Origin of the sequence: Microbacterium sp. Kw_RZR3, assembly GCF_029222405.1 — a bacterium.
Taxonomy (GTDB): domain Bacteria; phylum Actinomycetota; class Actinomycetes; order Actinomycetales; family Microbacteriaceae; genus Microbacterium.
Genome location: NZ_JARHXC010000056.1, coordinates 1 through 17,553, shown reverse-complemented (window position 1 = coordinate 17,553; position 17,553 = coordinate 1). Strand labels below are relative to the sequence as shown.

Annotated in this window: 17 protein-coding genes and 1 pseudogene; 6 read left to right on the top strand and 12 right to left on the bottom strand. The window is 68.2% G+C overall.

What is annotated here, in order from left to right:
• Window positions 1-31: 31 nt before the first annotated feature.
• Window positions 32-1,024 carry a PHP domain-containing protein gene (locus P2P98_RS02725; protein ID WP_275796972.1) on the bottom strand — a complete coding sequence of 331 codons (993 nt, stop codon included), beginning with the start codon at window positions 1,022-1,024 and terminating at the stop codon, window positions 32-34.
• Window positions 1,025-1,027: 3 nt separating this feature from the next.
• Window positions 1,028-2,089 carry an anthranilate phosphoribosyltransferase gene (trpD, locus tag P2P98_RS02720; RefSeq protein ID WP_058595113.1) on the bottom strand — a complete coding sequence of 354 codons (1,062 nt, stop codon included), beginning with the start codon at window positions 2,087-2,089 and terminating at the stop codon, window positions 1,028-1,030.
• A 169-nt stretch (window positions 2,090-2,258) separates the two neighbouring features.
• On the opposite strand from trpD, the gene P2P98_RS02715 reads away from it, so the two are divergent.
• The 5 genes from P2P98_RS02715 (at window position 2,259) to P2P98_RS02695 (ending at window position 7,268) form a co-directional block, all read left to right on the top strand.
• A complete protein-coding gene (locus P2P98_RS02715) occupies window positions 2,259-2,894 on the top strand; it encodes a heme-copper oxidase subunit III (protein WP_275796969.1) in 636 nt (211 codons plus the stop codon).
• A 16-nt stretch (window positions 2,895-2,910) separates the two neighbouring features.
• Window positions 2,911-3,720, top strand: coding sequence for a cytochrome c (locus tag P2P98_RS02710; protein WP_058595114.1), 810 nt, complete (start codon window positions 2,911-2,913; stop codon window positions 3,718-3,720).
• A 39-nt stretch (window positions 3,721-3,759) separates the two neighbouring features.
• Complete coding sequence (locus tag P2P98_RS02705; protein WP_275796966.1) at window positions 3,760-4,818, top strand: Rieske 2Fe-2S domain-containing protein; 1,059 nt, start codon at window positions 3,760-3,762, stop codon at window positions 4,816-4,818.
• On the top strand, window positions 4,815-6,653 hold the full coding sequence (locus tag P2P98_RS02700) for a cytochrome bc complex cytochrome b subunit (protein WP_275796964.1): 1,839 nt from the start codon (window positions 4,815-4,817) through the stop codon (window positions 6,651-6,653). Before P2P98_RS02705 ends, P2P98_RS02700 begins: the two co-directional genes overlap by 4 nt.
• A 204-nt stretch (window positions 6,654-6,857) precedes the next feature.
• Complete coding sequence (locus P2P98_RS02695) at window positions 6,858-7,268, top strand: rhodanese-like domain-containing protein (RefSeq protein WP_275796962.1); 411 nt, start codon at window positions 6,858-6,860, stop codon at window positions 7,266-7,268.
• Window positions 7,269-7,643: 375 nt separating this feature from the next.
• Here the strand turns inward: P2P98_RS02695 and P2P98_RS02690 are convergent, their stop codons facing one another.
• The 6 genes from P2P98_RS02690 to P2P98_RS02665 form a co-directional block, all read right to left on the bottom strand.
• Window positions 7,644-8,435, bottom strand: a complete 792-nt coding sequence (locus P2P98_RS02690) for a protein phosphatase 2C domain-containing protein (protein WP_275796960.1) — start codon at window positions 8,433-8,435, stop codon at window positions 7,644-7,646.
• A 4-nt stretch (window positions 8,436-8,439) separates the two neighbouring features.
• Entirely contained in the window at window positions 8,440-8,856 is a 417-nt protein-coding gene (locus P2P98_RS02685) for a cytochrome c oxidase subunit 4 (protein WP_275796958.1), read from the bottom strand.
• A gap of 3 nt (window positions 8,857-8,859) precedes the next feature.
• Window positions 8,860-10,623 carry a cytochrome c oxidase subunit I gene (ctaD, locus tag P2P98_RS02680; RefSeq protein WP_275796956.1) on the bottom strand — a complete coding sequence of 588 codons (1,764 nt, stop codon included), beginning with the start codon at window positions 10,621-10,623 and terminating at the stop codon, window positions 8,860-8,862.
• A gap of 2 nt (window positions 10,624-10,625) precedes the next feature.
• A complete protein-coding gene (gene coxB, locus P2P98_RS02675) occupies window positions 10,626-11,507 on the bottom strand; it encodes a cytochrome c oxidase subunit II (RefSeq protein ID WP_275796954.1) in 882 nt (293 codons plus the stop codon).
• 165 nt (window positions 11,508-11,672) lie between these two features.
• A complete protein-coding gene (locus P2P98_RS02670) occupies window positions 11,673-12,038 on the bottom strand; it encodes an iron-sulfur cluster assembly accessory protein (RefSeq protein WP_275796952.1) in 366 nt (121 codons plus the stop codon).
• Between the two features lie 71 nt (window positions 12,039-12,109).
• Window positions 12,110-13,504 carry a dipeptidase gene (locus P2P98_RS02665; RefSeq protein ID WP_275796950.1) on the bottom strand — a complete coding sequence of 465 codons (1,395 nt, stop codon included), beginning with the start codon at window positions 13,502-13,504 and terminating at the stop codon, window positions 12,110-12,112.
• A gap of 46 nt (window positions 13,505-13,550) precedes the next feature.
• Here P2P98_RS02665 and P2P98_RS02660 point away from each other — a divergent pair, with 46 nt between their 5' ends.
• The gene (locus P2P98_RS02660; protein ID WP_275796948.1) at window positions 13,551-14,123 is read left to right on the top strand and encodes a DUF3043 domain-containing protein; all 573 of its coding nucleotides are present in this window, start codon (window positions 13,551-13,553) and stop codon (window positions 14,121-14,123) included.
• Between the two features lie 107 nt (window positions 14,124-14,230).
• Here the strand turns inward: P2P98_RS02660 and P2P98_RS02655 are convergent, their stop codons facing one another.
• The 4 genes and pseudogenes from P2P98_RS02655 to P2P98_RS02640 all read right to left on the bottom strand — a co-directional run.
• On the bottom strand, window positions 14,231-15,256 hold the full coding sequence (locus tag P2P98_RS02655; protein ID WP_275796946.1) for a quinone-dependent dihydroorotate dehydrogenase: 1,026 nt from the start codon (window positions 15,254-15,256) through the stop codon (window positions 14,231-14,233).
• Window positions 15,257-15,266: 10 nt separating this feature from the next.
• Window positions 15,267-15,758, bottom strand: coding sequence for a transcriptional regulator NrdR (gene nrdR / locus P2P98_RS02650; protein WP_058595995.1), 492 nt, complete (start codon window positions 15,756-15,758; stop codon window positions 15,267-15,269).
• A 12-nt stretch (window positions 15,759-15,770) separates the two neighbouring features.
• Complete coding sequence (gene hisD, locus P2P98_RS02645) at window positions 15,771-17,072, bottom strand: histidinol dehydrogenase (RefSeq protein ID WP_275796943.1); 1,302 nt, start codon at window positions 17,070-17,072, stop codon at window positions 15,771-15,773.
• A gap of 70 nt (window positions 17,073-17,142) precedes the next feature.
• A pseudogene (locus tag P2P98_RS02640) lies at window positions 17,143-17,553 on the bottom strand (hypothetical protein); the annotation flags it as partial.

Below are 17,553 nucleotides of genomic sequence, written 5' to 3'. Positions count from 1 at the left end.
GGCGGTCATGTTCGGGCGCGCATCGCGGCGGTCATCGTGTGCGGTCGAGCCACGACCGCAGTCGCTCGAGCGACCACGTCGTGACGATGCGGTCGTCAGGCACCCCCGAGGCCTCGGCGCGCGCAGCACCGTAGTCGAGCAGCGACAACTGCCCGGGCGCGTGCGCGTCCGAGTCGATCGAGAACAAGCATCCCTCGTCCAGGGCGATCGCGATCAGCTCGTCCGGCGGGTCCTGACGCTCCGGACGCGAGTTGATCTCGACCGCCACGCCCGAGTCCGCACACGCGGCGAAGACGGCGCGAGCGTCGAACTCCGACGGCGGGCGCGTCCCGCGTGCGCCCTCGACGAGACGCCCCGTCACATGACCGAGCACGTCCACCCGGGGATCGCTCGCCGCCGCGACGAGCCGACGGGTCATGGGCTCGCGCTCCATGCGGAGCTTGGAATGAGCGGATGCCACGACCACATCGAGCTCGCGCAGAAGAGCATCCTCCTGGTCGAGGTCACCGTCGTCGAGGATGTCGACCTCGATGCCCGACAGCAGCGTGAATCCCCCGCCGCTCATGCCCCGCACGACCTCGAGCTGTCGGCGTAGTCGCTCGGGCGACAACCCGTTCGCGACGGTCAGGCGCGGCGAATGGTCGGTCAGGGCGAGGTACTCGTGGCCGAGTGCGCGACCCGCCTCGACCATCGCCTCGATGGGGGTCACCCCATCCGACCAGTCGCTGTGACTGTGCAGGTCGCCCCGAAGCGCGGCTCGGAGTTCTTCACCGCCGACGGCACCCGCGGTCGCCCGCAGCCCGGCGAGGCGTTCGGGAACCTCCCCGGCCAGGGCCTGCTGGATCACCGCGAACGTCGAGTCGCCGATCCCGGGCCTCCGCCGAAGCCCCGGGTCGCGCAACTCCGCGTCACTGAGGCCGTCGATCGCCGCCGCCGCCGTCCGGAACGCCTTCGACTTGTACCGCGACGCACGCCCCCTCTCGAGCAGGTACGCGATCTCGTTCAGCGCGTCCAGCGGCCGCATGCGTTACTCCGCGAGTTCCCGCGTCGTCGAGATCCAGGCCTCGAGCTTCGCGGACGCCCGCCCGTCGTCGATCGCCGCGGCGGCATCCGCCATCGCCTCGGCCAGACGCTCAAGGATCGGACGTTGCACCTGCGCGGCATCCTGGAACAACCGGTACGACACGAGTCCGGCCGCGGCGTTCAGCAGGACGATGTCGCGCACCGCCCCGGTCTCGCCGGCGAGCGTGCGCCGCACGACCTCGGCGTTGTGATCGGGCGATCCGCCGAGCAGGGCATCGATCTCGACGAGCGGGATGCCGAGATCCCGAGGATCCAGATCGTGCTCGTGGACATCGCCTCGGCTGATCTCCCAGAGCCGGCTGTGTCCGGTGGTCGTCAGCTCGTCGAGACCGTCGTCGCCGCGGAACACCAGCGCCGTCGCGCCGCGTGTACGGAAGACGCCGGTGATGAGCGGGACGCGATCGAGGTGGGCGACGCCGACCGCGTTCGCCTCCGCGCGGGCCGGGTTGCACAGCGGGCCGAGGAAGTTGAACACCGTCGGGACGCCGAGCTCCGACCGGGTCGGCCCCGCGTGACGGAATCCGGGATGGAACGCCGCGGCGAAGGCGAAGGTGATCCCCGTGCGATCGAGGGTCTCGGCGACGTGCGCCGGATCGAGCGTGAGAGCGATACCGAGCGACGACAGGACGTCGGAGGATCCGGATGCCGAGCTCGCGGCACGATTGCCGTGTTTGACCACGGGGACTCCGGATGCCGCCGCCACCACCGCCGCCATCGTCGAGACGTTGACGGTGCCGAAGCGGTCTCCGCCGGTCCCCACGATGTCGAGGACTTCGGCGCGCACCGGGAGCGGCACAGCCGCCTCGAGGATGGCGTCGCGGAAGCCCACGATCTCCTCGACCGTCTCGCCCTTGGCGCGCAACGCAATGAGGAACCCGGCGAGCTGCGACGGGGTCGCCTCGCCCGCCATGACACGCCGCATGGCCCACGTGGATTCCGACACGCTGAGGTCGCGCCCGTCGAGGAGAGACGTGAGGACATCGGGCCAGGAGAAGCGTTCCGCCATGCCATGATCCTTCCACACCGCCCTGCCGCTCTCCGAGCCGCGAGAGACGCGGCAGAAGTCCCACTACACCGGGGATTCCCCGTGGATTCTTAGGTTTCCCTAAGTCTCGACCGTGGAACATCTCCAGCTCGAGATGGGAATATCGGCCCGTCGGATCGCGCATAATGGGATGGTGACGACCTCAGCGACGTATTCCCAGGCCGTGCGTGCCGTGAAGCGGCCCGACCCGGTCGCGGTGGGCACCATCGTGTGGCTGGGCAGCGAGGTCATGTTCTTCGCCGGCCTCTTCGCCATCTACTTCACTCTGCGCAGCACCTCCGCGTCCCTCTGGGCGCAGGAGACCGAGCTGCTCAACGTCCCCTTCGCGACCGTCAACACGATCATCCTCGTGCTGTCGTCGGTCACGTGCCAGATGGGCGTGTTCGCTGCCGAGCGGTACCAGCCGTACCGCACCGGCAAGCCGTTCCGCTTCGTCCAGTGGGGAATGGTGGAGTGGTTCTACCTCACGTTCATCCTCGGCGCCGTCTTCGTGTCGGGCCAGGTGTGGGAGTACGCGACGCTGGTTGCCGAAGGCATGCCCATCAGCGCCAACCCCTACGCGTCGGCCTTCTACCTGACCACCGGCTTCCACGCCCTGCACGTGACGGGCGGGCTCATCGCCTTCCTCCTCGTCATCGGCCGTGCCTACGCCGTGAAGAACTTCGGGCGCAAAGAGATGACCACCTCGATCGTCGTGTCCTACTACTGGCACTTCGTCGACGTCGTCTGGATCGCCCTGTTCTTCGTCATCTACTTCCTGAAGTAAGAGAGCAGTACCTCACATGGCACGAGAGAAGAAGCCGCGTCGCGCCTCCGGGCGCCGCAGTCCCCTGGCCGCCGCCGCGCTGATCGGCATCGGCCTCCTCCTCACCGGTGGCGTGTACGCCGGTGCGTCCGCCGCGATGGCCGCGACCGACACCCCGACGAGCAGCGCTTCCTCCGCGACCGCGGTCGAAGAGGGCAAGAAGCTCTTCCAGGCGAACTGCGCGACCTGTCACGGCCTCGACCTCGAGGGCAGCCAGCAGGGTCCCTCCCTGTTCGGCGTGGGCGAGCTGTCGGTGCACTTCCAGGTGTCCACCGGACGCATGCCGCTTCAGGCCCAGGGCCCGCAGGCCCCCCAGAAGCCCGTGCAGTTCACCGAAGAGCAGATCGACGCGATCGCCGCCTTCGTGCAGTCGTCGGCCCCCGGCCCGACCTACCCGAGCGCCGACATCACCGACGGCGAGGGCGACCTCTCCCACGGTGCCGAGCTGTTCCGCATCAACTGCGCGATGTGCCACAACGTCGCCGGCGCCGGCGGTGCGCTGACCGAAGGCAAGTGGGCCCCGGATCTGCACACTGTCACGCCCGTCAACATGTACGCGGCCATGGTCACCGGCCCGCAGAACATGCCGGTCTTCAACGACCTCAACCTCACCCCCGAAGACAAGCGCGACGTCATCTCGTACCTGATGTTCCTTCAGAAGTCCGAGTCCCCCGGCGGATTCTCGCTCGGTTCGCTCGGTCCGGTCTCCGAGGGTCTGTTCATCTGGATCTTCGGAATCGGGGCGCTCATCGCGCTCACCGTGTGGATCACGGCCAAGTCCAACTGACCGTCGTCATCGACATTACGTAAACGCACGAGGAGCACCATGGCACACGAGGAAGACGCACTCGAGCACGAGAGGGCTTCATGGAAGCCCTCCGCCGGGCTCGCCGTCGCGGTTCCCGACCCCGTGGAGAACCCGGGTCTTCCCGGACACCGCCACCGCATGACCGATCAAGACCCGCAGGCGATGAAGCGGGCGGTCCGCACGGTCTACACGCTGTTCTACTTCTCGGTCGCCGCGAGCATCTGGGCGAGCATCGCCTACATGATCTTCCCGATCGAGTCGGGCGCGCTGATCGACATCCGGTACAACAACCTCTTCATCGGACTCGGCATCGGCTTCGCCCTGCTGTCGATCGGTATCGGCACCATTCACTGGGGCAAGTCGGTCATGTCCGACAAGGAGTACATCGAGGACCGCCACGCCACGCGCGGCCGCGACGAGACCCGCGAGGGTGCCGTCAACGTCTTCGTCGAGGCGAACGAGGACTCCGGCTTCGGTCGCCGCGAGATCATCCGCAACTCGCTGTTCGCTGCTCTCGCCGCCTCGATCATCCCGGGCATCACCCTGTTCCGTGGTCTTGCACCTCAGGACGAGGACCCGGTGAAGCTCCTCAGCCACACCATGTGGAAGGAGGGCTCGCGCCTGTCGCACGACCCCTCCGGTCGGCCGATCCGCGCAGCCGACGTCACGCTCGGCTCCGCCTTCCACGTGATCCCGGAAGAGCTTGCGGGCCTCGGCCACGACGAGGGCTACCTCGAAGAGAAGGCCAAGGCCATCGTGCTGCTGATGCGTCTGCAGCCCGAGCAGCTGAACCCCGAGACCAACAAGATGGACTGGACGTACGACGGCATCGTCGCGTACTCGAAGGTCTGCACGCACGTCGGCTGCCCCGTGGCGCTCTACGAGCAGCAGACCCACCACCTCCTGTGCCCTTGCCACCAGTCGCAGTTCGACGTCGCCAACGGTGCGGCCGTCATCTTCGGCCCGGCCGCCCGTCCCCTGCCGCAGCTCCCCATCACCGTCGACGCCGAGGGTTACCTCGTCGCGAAGAGTGACTTCCACGAGCCCGTCGGCCCCAGCTTCTGGGAGCGCAAATGAGCATCGGTACTCATCCCACCGAGAACGTCACGACCGAACCCGCCGTCTCCGCCGGCCCGCAGCCGGGGGGACGCGACGGTAAGCCGCTCGGCGGCCGTTTCGTCGGCGCTGCGGCGAACTACCTCGACGAGCGCACGAGCATGTCGGGCATCGTCAAAGAGCTCGGTCGCAAGATCTTCCCCGACCACTGGTCCTTCATGCTGGGCGAGATCGCCCTGTGGAGCTTCGTGGTCGTGCTGCTGTCCGGCACCTTCCTGACGTTCTTCTTCCAGGCGTCGATGGTCGAGACGCACTACAACGGCGCCTACGAGCCCATGCGCGGTATCGCGATGTCCGCGGCGATGGAGTCCGCGCTGCACATCTCGTTCGACCTGCGCGGTGGACTCCTGGTCCGTCAGATCCACCACTGGGCCGCCCTTGTCTTCGTGGCCGGCATCGGCGTGCACATGCTGCGCGTCTTCTTCACCGGCGCGTTCCGCAAGCCGCGCGAGCTCAACTGGGTCGTCGGCTTCATCCTCTTCATCCTTGCGATGGCCGAGGGCTTCACGGGCTACTCCCTCCCCGACGACCTGCTCTCGGGTAACGGCCTCCGCATCATCGACGGCATGATCAAGGGCCTGCCGATCATCGGCACCTGGACCTCGTTCCTGCTGTTCGGCGGCGAATTCCCCGGCACCGCGATCGTCGGCCGCCTGTACACGCTGCACATCCTGCTGCTGCCGGCCATCCTGGTCGCGCTGCTGGCGGTGCACCTCATGCTGATGATCATCAACAAGCACACGCAGTTCGCCGGCCCCGCCCGCTCGAACAGCAACGTCGTGGGCTACCCGATGCTCCCGGTGTACGCGTCCAAGATGGGTGGATTCTTCTTCATCACGTTCGGTGTGATCGTGCTGATCGCCGCGCTCGTGACGATCAACCCGATCTGGAACTACGGCCCGTACGACCCCTCTCCCGTCTCGGCCGGTACACAGCCCGACTGGTACATCGGCTTCGCGGACGGCATGCTGCGCCTCATCCCGCCGCACCTCGAGTTCGTGCTCTGGGACCACACCTGGTCGTGGAACATCATCATCCCCGTCGGCGTGCTGGGACTGTTCATTGTCCTCGTGCTCGTATACCCCTTCATCGAGGCGTGGATCACCGGCGACACCCGCGAGCACCACATCGCACAGCGCCCCCGCAACGCGGCGACACGTACGGCCATCGGCGCCGCTGGGGTCACGTTCTACGCGGTCATGTGGGCGGCAGCTTCGTCCGACATCATGGCCACGCACTTCCACCTCACGATGGAAGGCGTCATCCACGCGCTCCAGGCGCTGCTCATCCTCGGCCCGATCCTGGCCTACTTCGTCACCAAGCGCATCTGCATCGCTCTGCAGAAGAAGGACCGCGAGATCGCGCTGCACGGGTACGAGTCGGGTCGCATCGTCCGTCTGCCCGGCGGCGAGTACATCGAGGTCCACCAGCCCGTCGACGAGTACGAGCGCTGGAAGCTGATCGACAACGAGACCTACGAGCCGCTCGTGGTCCGCCCCAACGACAAGGGCGAGATACCCTGGTACTCGAACTTCCGTGCAGGCGTCTCGCGCTGGTTCTTCGAGGACCGTCTCGCTCCGCTGACGCAGGCCGAGGTCGACGCGGCGGTGGCACACCAGCACCACGAGCTCGACCACATCGACCACGAAGAGGCCGACGAGATCGCAGGTGCGAACGCCCGGGCCGACGAGGATGGTCGTCCGCACATGGCGATCGGTGAGCGCGCCGAAGTCGAGCTCCCCGCTCCGAAGGGTCTCGAGGTGAAGAACCGCCCTCACGACGACAAGAGCGAGTAATCTCCCCCGCGAAACCCCGGTGCTTCGGCACCGGGGTTTCGTCGTTTCTCTGGCACACAGGCTCCCTTCGGCGCTGCGTACGAGCGTCTGACGCACCTCGGAGGACCGAGGCGCTGCCCGCGGGTGAGCGCAATGGCAGGATGCCATGGGTGAGTGGCATCCCACCCCTCCCGGGGCACGGGCCCGCCGTCGTACCGTGTGCGTATGACCAGCATCCAGGAGTATTTCGCCGCCCGGCTCGCCGCGGAGACCGACCCCTCCGACGTATACGCGGCGCAGAAGGCCGGAGATCGTTTCGTCCTCGTCGACGTCCGAGGCGACGACGCATGGCAGCAGGGCCGCATTACCGGCGCCGTGCACCTCCCCTACCGCGACATCGCCGACCGCGCGCCCTCGGAGATCCCGCTCGACATGCCCGTCGTCGTGTACTGCTGGAGCCCCGGATGCAACGCGGGCCAGAAGGGGGCGCTCGCGTTCGCGTCACTCGGCTACACCGTTCGCGAGATGATCGGGGGCTACGAGTACTGGGTCCGCGAGGGCCAGCCCTTCGAGAACGACGAGGGGCCCTGCGAGCGGGTGTTCGATCCCACAGTCATGGTCGTACGCGCGAACTGAGCGGCGCGAGCCGTGTGGCAGCCCGCGCCGTCCTGAGCATCGACGAGCCCGTCCGGGGGCCGCGTGCCCCACTCCCCCGGCTCGCCGCGCCGAGACTGCATGCGGCTGACGAATCTGTAGCAGCGCGCACGGGAGTTGCCGGCGAGATGCCGTCTCGGGAAACGCCCAGCCCAGCGCCGTAACCCCGACATCAGGATGCCGAGCGGCCCAGCCTCTTCCGAACCCTCGACGCTGGCACCGCGGAGGACCGTCTGGCGCGGCCATGGGCCGCGAGGAATGGCCATCGATGACCTCGGAAGAGTCGGCGGTCGAGCACGAGACGGGGCTCTGCCGCGCGAAGTGTCAAGCTCTCCAGCACGCCCAGCAGCTCAGATCTCAGGCCGTCTCGACGTCCTCGGCGAACCACCGCGCCGCAGACCCCGAGAACACCGGCTCGCTCGCAATGGGCTGCTCGTCATCGACGACATCGCAGACGACGACCGTCACGTTGTCGCGCGTTCCCGCCTCGAGCGCGAGCGCCACGGCGGCTGCTGCTGCGGAGCGCGGATCAGCCGCCTCCGCGATCAGACGCGCGACATCGGCCTCGGGGACGTAGTCAGTGAGGCCGTCGCTGCAGAGAACCCAGCGATCTCCGACCACCGGCGGCCGCTCGGCGACCGATACGACGTCACCCTCGGCTCCACCCAGCGAGGCGGTGATGATGTTGCGGCGAGGATGAGCGGCTGCCGCCTCGGGTGGGATGATCCCGTGGTCGACCAACGCCTGCACGTAGGAGTCGTCGCGCGTCTCACGTGTGAACTCACCGTCGCGCAACAGGTAGGCGCGGGAATCACCGGTGTGGGCGAGGAGGAGCTGACCATCGGCACCAAGGAACAAGCCGGTGAAGGTCGTCGCCATGCCGCGCAGCGCCGGGTCGCGTTCGACGTGAGCGCGGATGTCCCAGTTCGCCTCGCGTATCCGTACGAGGAGCCCGTCCGCGTCGATCGCGCTTCCCCGCGTCGCCACTAGGCGATGGATGAGCGCCGCCGAGGCGAGGTCGCCCGAAGGGCCACCGCCGACTCCGTCAGCAACCGCCGCACCCCAGGACGCCACGAACGCGGCGTCCTGGTTGGTGGGGCGGTGGGCGCCGGGGTCGGAGACGGCGGCGGTGTTCAGCCGAAGGGGCACAGGATCAGCGAGCGAAGTACCCGCGGTAGTACTCGTACACCCAGCCGACGATGGCGACAGCGAACACGAGGAAACCGATCGGCACGAGCCAGCTGCCGACGGCAAGACCGATGACGGCGATGGCTGCCGATGCAGCGAGAACGATGGGCCACCACGACCAGGGGCTGAACTCGCCCAGCTCGGGGTCACCGTCGTCAATGTCGGCGGTCAGGGTGTCTTCTGGCAACTCACCGTTCTGCGCCTTGAGAACGCGACCGATGTAGAACGCGACCATCGACGACATGAGGCCGAGGAAGACGAGCGCGACAGTTCCGACCCACTCGACGCCGCCGTGCTGAATGAGGCTCCAAGCGGTGTAGACCGCGGCGATGAAGAATCCGAAGCCCGCGAGGAGCCACCAGAGTCCGACATTGGTACGCATCGTTTACTTGACCTCTCCAGCCGCCGCGTCGACGACGGGCGTGTCGGGGGCGTCCTTCGCCGGGCCCACGCCGACCGGGATGCCGGCCTCGGGGTGGTTCAGGTCGAAGGCGGGGCGCTCGCTACGGATGCGCGGGATCGAGGTGAAGTTGTGACGCGGCGGCGGGCACGACGTCGCCCACTCGAGCGAAGCGCCGTAACCCCAGGGGTCGTCAACCGTCACGCGAGGAGCCTTGCGGGCCGTGATCCAGACGTTCAGCAGGAACGGGATCATCGACGCACCGAGGATCATCGAGCCGATGGTCGAGAGCTGGTTCTCCCAGGTCCACCCGTCGGCCGCGGCGTAGTCCGCGTAGCGACGCACCATGCCGTCGACGCCCAGCCAGTGCTGGATGAGGAAGGTCATGTGGAAACCGATGAACAGCATCCAGAAGTGCACCATGCCGAGACGCTCGTTGAGCATCTTGCCGGTCCACTTGGGCCACCAGAAGTAGAAGCCCGCGAACATCGCGAAGACGACCGTGCCGAAGACGACGTAGTGGAAGTGCGCCACGACGAAGTACGAGTCGGAGAGGTGGAAGTCGAGCGGGGGCGACGCGAGGATGACACCGGTCAGACCACCGAAGACGAACGACACCAGGAAGCCGAGCGCGAACACCATCGGTGTCTCGAATGTGACGGACCCTCGCCAGAGCGTGCCGATCCAGTTGAAGATCTTCACGCCGGTCGGCACCGCGATCAGCATGGTCATCAAGGCGAAGAAGGGCAGGAGCACGCCACCCGTGACGTACATGTGGTGCGCCCACACGGCCACCGAAAGAGCGGCGATCGCGATCGTCGCGTACACGAGGGTCTTGTATCCGAAGATCGGCTTGCGGCTGAAGACCGGGAAGATCTCGGACACGATGCCGAAGAACGGCAGCGCGATGATGTACACCTCGGGGTGACCGAAGAACCAGAAGAGGTGCTGCCAGAGGAGCACGCCGCCGTTCTCAGGGCTGTAGATGTGGGCGCCCAGCACGCGATCGGCGGCGGCGGCGAAGATGGCCGCGGCGAGCACCGGGAAGGCGAGAAGGATCAGGATGCTCGTGATGAGCGTGTTCCACGAGAAGATCGGCATGCGCCACATGGTCATGCCGGGGGCGCGCATCGTGAGGATCGTGGTGATGAAGTTCACCGCACCGAGGATCGTGCCGAAACCGCTGATGCCGAGGCCCAGCATCCAGAGGTTGCCGCCGACACCCGGCGAGAAACTCGCGTTGGCGAGCGGCTGATAGGCGAACCAGCCGAACCCGGCCGCACCCTGCGGGGTGAGGAAGCCGGAGACGGCGATCGTCGACCCGAAGAGGAACAGCCAGAAGGCGAAGGCGTTCAGACGCGGGAAGGCCACGTCGGGCGCACCGATCTGCAGCGGCAGCAGCGCGTTCGCGAAGCCCGCGAACAGAGGCGTCGCGAACATGAGCAGCATGATCGTGCCGTGCATGGTGAACAGCTGGTTGTACTGCTCTTTGGTCGGGATGATCTGCATGCCGGGCTCGAAGAGCTCCGCGCGGATGATCAGCGCCATCACGCCACCGAGCATGAAGAAGATCACCGAGGCGATCAGGTACATGTAGCCGATGGTCTTGTGGTCGGTGGAGGTGATCCACTTGACGACCAGGTTGCCCTTCTGCTCGACACGCGAGGTGCTGAGCAGAGCGGCTTGACGCGGAGGGAGAGTCGTCGGGCGGGAAGCGCCCTTCTCCTGAAGCGGAAGCGTCGTGGCCATGATCACTTGTTCCCTTCGGCGCCGGCCGTCGTGAGGTTCTGCAGGCGCGACAGATCACTGATGTCGCCGACGTCACCGGCGCTGCGGAGCGAGGCGAGGTAGTCCTCGTACTCCGCGTCGCTGACGACCTTGACGTTGAAGAGCATGGCGGAGTGGTACTCACCGCACAGCTCGGCGCACTTGCCTTCGTACGTGCCCTCGCGGGTCGGGGTGAAGGACCACTCGTTGTCGCGGCCGATGTACATGTCCTTCTTGTACAGGAAGTCGATGATCCAGAACGAGTGGATCACGTCGCGCGAGCGGAGGTCGATCTTGACCTTCTTGTTCACCGGGAGGTAGAGCGTCGGCACGTCCTCGAGGTCATAGCCGTCGGCCGTGGCCTTCGCCTGGACGCCCATCGAGTACACGGCGTCGGAGTTGTCTTCCTTCGTGCCGTTGTACTGGAAGTCCCAGGCCCACTGCTTGCCGTACGCGGTGATCGAGACGTCGGGGTCGTCGTACTGCGTCTCGAGCGTGTTCTGGTCACGCGCCGTGAAGGCGAAGAAGCCGACGACGAGGATCAGCGGGACGATCGTGTAGAAGATCTCGACCGGCATGTTGTAGCGCAGCTGCACCGGGAGGCCCGACTGCCCCTTGCGGCGGCGGTAGGCGATGACCGCCCAGAGCATGAGACCCCACGTGATCACGCCGACTGCGAGCAGCACGATCCAGGAGTTGACCCACAGACCGGCGACCATGTCGGTGTGGTTGGTGGCAGGCGTGCCGTCATCGACGAAGCCGGGGAGGAAACCGTGCAGCTGGGTCGTGGTGCAACCGGACAGAAGCGCGACGGACGCGATCCCGAGGGGAAGCGCAGCCCAGCGGAGGCGACGTTTGGAGGGCACAGTGCACCTTTCCGGGTCGTGGATGAAGCTTTGACAGTCTACGGCAACCTCTCACCGTTCTCAGGCCATTCGTCCAGTGCCGAGACATCGAGAACCCCCGGATTCCACGGTGTGATCCGTGGTTCCGGGGGTCCTCGAAAGACGCTCGCGGACGGCGCGCCGAGCTCAGTGGAAGCTGTCGCCGCACGCGCAGGAGCCCTGCGCATTGGGGTTGTCGATCGTGAAGCCCTGCTCCGAGATCGTGTCCTTGAAGTCGATGCTCGCGCCGTCGAGATACGGCACGCTCATGTCGTCGACGATGACCTCGACACCGCCGAAGTCGACGACCTTGTCGCCGTCGAGGTAACGCTCGTCGAAGTAGAGCTGGTAGATGAGGCCGGAGCAACCGCCCGGCTGAACGGCGACACGGAGACGCAGGTCGTCGCGGCCTTCCTGCGACAGCAGGCTCTTGACCTTGTCGGAGGCGGCCGCGGTCAGGCCCACGCCGTGCTCGCGGGTGTCGGCGGCGGACGACAGTGTGGTGTCGGTCATGGCGATGCCCTTCGGTTGATCGGTCGCGGGGACGAGACGATTCTACGCCCGTCACGCCCCCGCGGCCTCGTTCAGACGGTGCGCGCGTTCAGGCGCGTCAACAGGAGCGCTTCCGACACCACCGCGTTGCGGAACGTGTCCAGGTGCAACGACTCGTTGGGGCTGTGCGCGCGGGCGTGCGGGTCCTCCACCCCCGTGACGAGGATCTGCGCCGCGGGGAACTCTCGGACGAGGTCGGCGATGAAGGGAATCGAGCCCCCGATCCCGACATCGACGGACTCGACGCCGTACCCCTCGGCGAACGACGCGCGGGCGTCCTCAACGGCCCAGCCGCTCGTGTCGACGAGGAACGCGTCGCCGCAGTCGACGTCGCTGAACTCCAGGTGGGCACCGAACGGCGCATGCGCGCGGAGGTGCGCTTCGATCGCGGCGTAGGCGTCCTCGGCGCTCTGGCCGGGAGCGACGCGAGCGCTGATCACGACGCTCGTCGCGGGTGCCAGGGTGTTCGACGCCGACGCCACGGGCGTGGCATCCCATCCGGTGATCGTCACCGAGGGCTTGTTCCAGATGCGGCTCAGGATCGAGTCGCGCCCGATGGGGCTGACTCCCTCGAGCAGGCCCGACTCCGCGCGCAGGGTGGACTCGTCGTACGCAGGGGTCTCCGCCTCGCGGACGTGGAGGCCCTCGACCGCGACGGCGCCGTCTTCGTCCCAGAGCGTCGCCAGGAGCTTCACGGTGGCGAGCATGGCATCCGGGACCGCTCCCCCGAGCATCCCCGAGTGGGAGGCGTGCTCCAAGGTCCGCACCGTCAGCGTGAAACGGGCGTTGCCGCGGAGCGACACGGTGAGGCCGGGCGTGCGGTCGTCCCAGTTGCCCGAGTCGGCGACGACGATGACGTCGGAGCGCAGCACGTCGGCGTTGTCGGCCAGGAACTGGGCGAAGGAGCGGGACCCGTACTCCTCCTCGCCCTCGATGAAGACGGCGATCCCGAGGTCGAGGTCGTCGCCGACCACGTCGGCCAGCGCGCGGATGGCGGCGACGTGGGCCATGACGCCGGCCTTGTCGTCCGCCGCGCCTCGACCGTACAGACGTCCGTCGCGCACGGTCGGCTCGAAGGGCGGCGAATCCCACAGCGCGTCGTCACCGGGGGGCTGCACGTCGTGGTGCGCGTACAGCAGCACCGTCGGGCGGCCGTTCCTCGCCGGACGAGAGGCGAGCACCGCGGGCTGGCCGAGTTCGTCGGTGCCCGGGATCGCGGCACGCTTCACCTCGACCCGATCGAACATGCCCGTTCCGCGGAACAGGTCGGCCACGGCATCCGCGCTCTTCTCGAGGGCGGACTGATCGAAAGCCGGCCAGGCGATCGAGGGGATGCGCACGAGGGCTCCCAGATCGGCGAGGGCGGAAGGGATGCCGGCGGTCGCGGCGTCGCGCACGGCATTCTGCAAGGACACATCGGGGGTCATGCGGGTAATCTTAAATCTCCCGATCAGCGAGCTCTCGAGGTTTTCCGTGGCAAAGTCCCCCGCCCCCGCCCCCAACGACACCCCCGTCGACCCGACGGAGATCGGTTCGGGCAAGGGCCGCGCGACGCCCTCGCGGGCCGAGCAGGAAGCCGCGCGCAAGCGCCCGCTCGTCCCCGACACCAAAGAGGCCAAGGCTCGCGCCCGCGCCGAGCTGGCCGCTCAGCGCGAGAAGGCCCGCGTCGGCATGGCCGCCGGCGAGGAGCGCTACCTCCCCGTTCGCGACAAGGGGCCGCAGCGCCGCTTCGCGCGCGATTTCGTGGATGCCGGCTGGCACCTCGGCGAGGGCGTCATGCCGTTCATGCTCATCGTCATCCTGCTGACGGTGCTTCCGGTGCAGTTCTTCCAGTACTGGGCGTTCGTCGCCCTCTGGATCTTCATCCTCTTCGTCATCGGCGACATGATCATCACGTCGATCCGCGTGAAGCGCGCCGCGAAGGACAAGTTCGGCGAGAGCAAGCTCGAGAAGGGCCTCGGATGGTACGCGGCGATGCGCACCGTGCAGATGCGCTTCATGCGCCTGCCCAAGGCCCAGGTCAAGCGCGGGCAGTACCCCGCCTGACACGCGGGATTCTTCACGAAGCGGCGTGCCCTCGGGCGCGCCGCTTCGTCGTTCCCGCCGCGACGTCGTTCCCGCCGCGGCCTCGGAAGCCGGAGCGAGATCGACGGTCAGCGGTGGCGCGTGAGACCGCGGTTGATCTGCCGGCCCCACAGAGGACCCCGGTAGAGGAAGCCCGTATAGCCCTGGACGAGGTTCGCGCCGGCCGCGAGGCGCTCGCGCACGTCCTCGGCGGTCTCCACTCCCCCGGCCGAGATCACGACGAACTCGGCGGGGACGGCGGCTCGCACCAGCCGCAGCACCTCGGCGGCGCGCGCCTTCAACGGGGCGCCCGAGAGGCCGCCCGCTCCCGCGGCCTCGACCGTGGCGGCATCCGTCGAGAGTCCGGTCCGCGCGATCGTCGTGTTCGTCGCGATGAGGCCGGCGAGCCCCGCGTCGACCGCGAGTCGGGCGATGTCCTGCACCTCGTCGTCATCGAGATCGGGGGCGATCTTCACCAGGAGAGGCGTCGAGCCCGCGGCATCCCGAACCGCCGTCAGCAACGGTCGCAGCGTTTCGACGGCCTGCAGACCGCGCAGCCCCGGGGTGTTCGGCGATGAGACGTTGACGACGAGGTAGTCGGCCAGCGGCGCGAGCAGGCGTGCGCTGCGCACGTAGTCGGTGGTCGCGTCTTCGACAGCCACGACGCGGCTCTTGCCGATGTTGACGCCGATCACGGGACGCCGGCGCGCCCGTCGGAGTCGCCGGAGCTTCGCTGCGGCCGCCGCAGCGCCGTCGTTGTTGAAGCCCATGCGGTTGATGACCGCGCGATCGGCCACGAGGCGGAACAGACGCGGCTTGGGGTTGCCCGGCTGAGCGAGCGCCGTGACCGTCCCCACCTCGACGTGCCCGAAGCCGAGCGCACCGAGCCCGCGGACCATCGTGACGTTCTTGTCGAACCCCGCCGCCACGCCGAACGGCGAGTCGAAGTGCAGTCCGAGGGCATCGACCCCCTGGTCGGGCCCCGGCGCGGTCGCACGACGGACGACGGATGCCACGGGCTCGACGCCCGCGACACGGATCACGAGCGCAGCGAGGTGATGGGCGAACTCGGGGTCGAGACGCGTGAGGACCGTGCGGAAGAGAAGGGGATACATCCCCGCCAGGCTACTGGACGTCGTCCGTGGTACTGCTCGCAGAGACCTGACGGTGGGCGTGATCTGCGCGCAGCTGCGCGATGGCGGCGTCGAAGTCCTCGAGAGACTCGAACGCCTGGTAGACGCTCGCGAACCGAAGGTAGGCGACCTCGTCGAGCTCGCGGAGCGGACCGAGGATCGACAGTCCGATCTCGTTCGCGTCGATCTGCGACGACCCGGTCTGCCGAATGGCCTCCTCGACCTGCTGCGCGAGCACGGCGAGGTCGGCATCGGTGACGGGTCGTCCCTGGCAGGCCTTGCGCACCCCCGACATCACTTTCTCGCGGCTGAACGGCTCGACGACCCCCGAACGCTTGATGACGTTGAGGCTCGCGGTCTCGACGGTCGAGAAGCGCCCGCCGCACTTCGGGCACTGCCGACGACGGCGGATGCTGAGACCGTCATCGCTCGTGCGCGAGTCGATGACGCGGGAATCGGGGTTCCGACAGAAAGGACAGTGCATGCTCTCGCCGATCTATGCGGGGAAGCGGGCCGTGACGGCCTCGCCGTGTGCGGGCAGAGCCTCGGCCTCCGCGAGGGTGACGATGGCGTCGTGCACCGAGCGGAGCGCTTCGCGGTCGTACTCGATCACCTGCTGCGGGCGGAGGAACGTCGCGGCCGACAGCCCCGCGCCGTAGCGCGACTGCCCGCCCGTCGGAAGCACGTGGTTGCTTCCCGCCAGATAGTCACCCAGGCTGACCGGGGTGTAGGGGCCGACGAACACCGCACCGGCGTTGACGAAGTCCTCCGGCCGGGGATCGACGAGGTGGAGTTCGAGGTGCTCCGGGGCGTACGCGTTGCTGAAGGCGGTCGCCTGCGCGAGGTCGTCGACGAGCACGACCGCGGACTGTGGCCCCTCGAACGCGGCGGCGACCCGCTCGCTGTGCCGGGTCGCGGCGACGCGCTCGGGAAGGGCCGCGCGGACGGCGTCGGCGAGAGCGGTCGAGTCGGTGACCAGCACGGCCGAGGCCTGCTCGTCGTGTTCGGCCTGGCTCACGAGGTCGGCCGCCACGAGCACGGGGTCCGCACCGGAGTCGGCGACCACCAGGATCTCGGTCGCGCCGGCCTCGGAGTCGGTGCCCACGCGTCCGGCGACGGCGCGCTTCGCCGAGGCGACGAAGTTGTTCCCGGGACCGGTGACGACGTCGACCGGGTCGAGGCCGAGGCTGGCCACGCCGGAGGCGAAGGCGCCGATCGCTCCGGCACCGCCCATCGCGTAGACCTCGGTGACGCCGAGCAGGCGGGCCGCCGCGAGGATCACGGGGTGCACACGCCCCCCGAACTCGCGCTGCGGCGGGGAGGCCAGAGCGATCTCTCGGACCCCCGCCACCTGGGCCGGGACGGTGTTCATCACGACGCTCGAGGGGTAGACCGCCTTGCCGCCCGGGACGTAGAGCCCGACGCGGCGCACGGGCTGCCAGCGCTGGGTGACGCGCGCTCCGGGACCGAGCTCGGTCACCACGGGCGCCGGGACCTGAGCGGCCGAGGCCGCGCGCACGCGCGTGATCGCTTCTTCGAGGGCCGCGCGCACGCCCGGGTCGAGGGAGTCGAGGGCTTCGTCGAGGTGCGCCGCGGGGACGGCGATCGCGTGGTCGGTCACGTGGTCGAACTGCGCCGCCTGCTCGCGCAGGGCCTCTTCACCGCGCACGGCGACGTCGTCGACGATGCGGGCCGCGATGACGAGGGCTTCGTCACGCGCGCTGTCGGCGCGCGGAACGACCGCGAGGAGCTCGGCGGGCGAGAGAACACGGCCACGGAGATCGATGGTACGGAGCATGAGACCAGGCTACCGGCCGCCTGGGAGCCCCCTTCCGCGAGAGGGGCGCTCCCAGGCTGTCGTCAGGCTTTCAGCCGCGGGTGATGCCCGACACGTCGTGCAGGTAGCCGATCCGGCCGTCGTCGTGGCGGATCACGAACGTCTCGCCGCGATCCTCGATCACGAGTGCCCACGCGGACGGTCCGATACGGAAGATCGGCGTGCCGTAGTCGTCCACGACCTCGCGTTCGACGGGCGCGAGGGCCCAGAAAGCCTGCGTCGCCGGGTGCGCGGATTCGGCGGGTGAGTGGTGGATGCCGGTGATCACATCGGTCGGGTGGTCGTCGGACGGGTTCGCGTGATCCGGAGCGACCGCGGCATCCTCTCCCTCGTGGGAGTGGTCCACGGCCGGCAGGACCGAGGTGGGCGGATCAGTCGGCGCGGGGTGGGGCCCTTCGGTCGATCGCACATAGTCGCCGGGGGTGGCAGCGGCCTCCGCGTG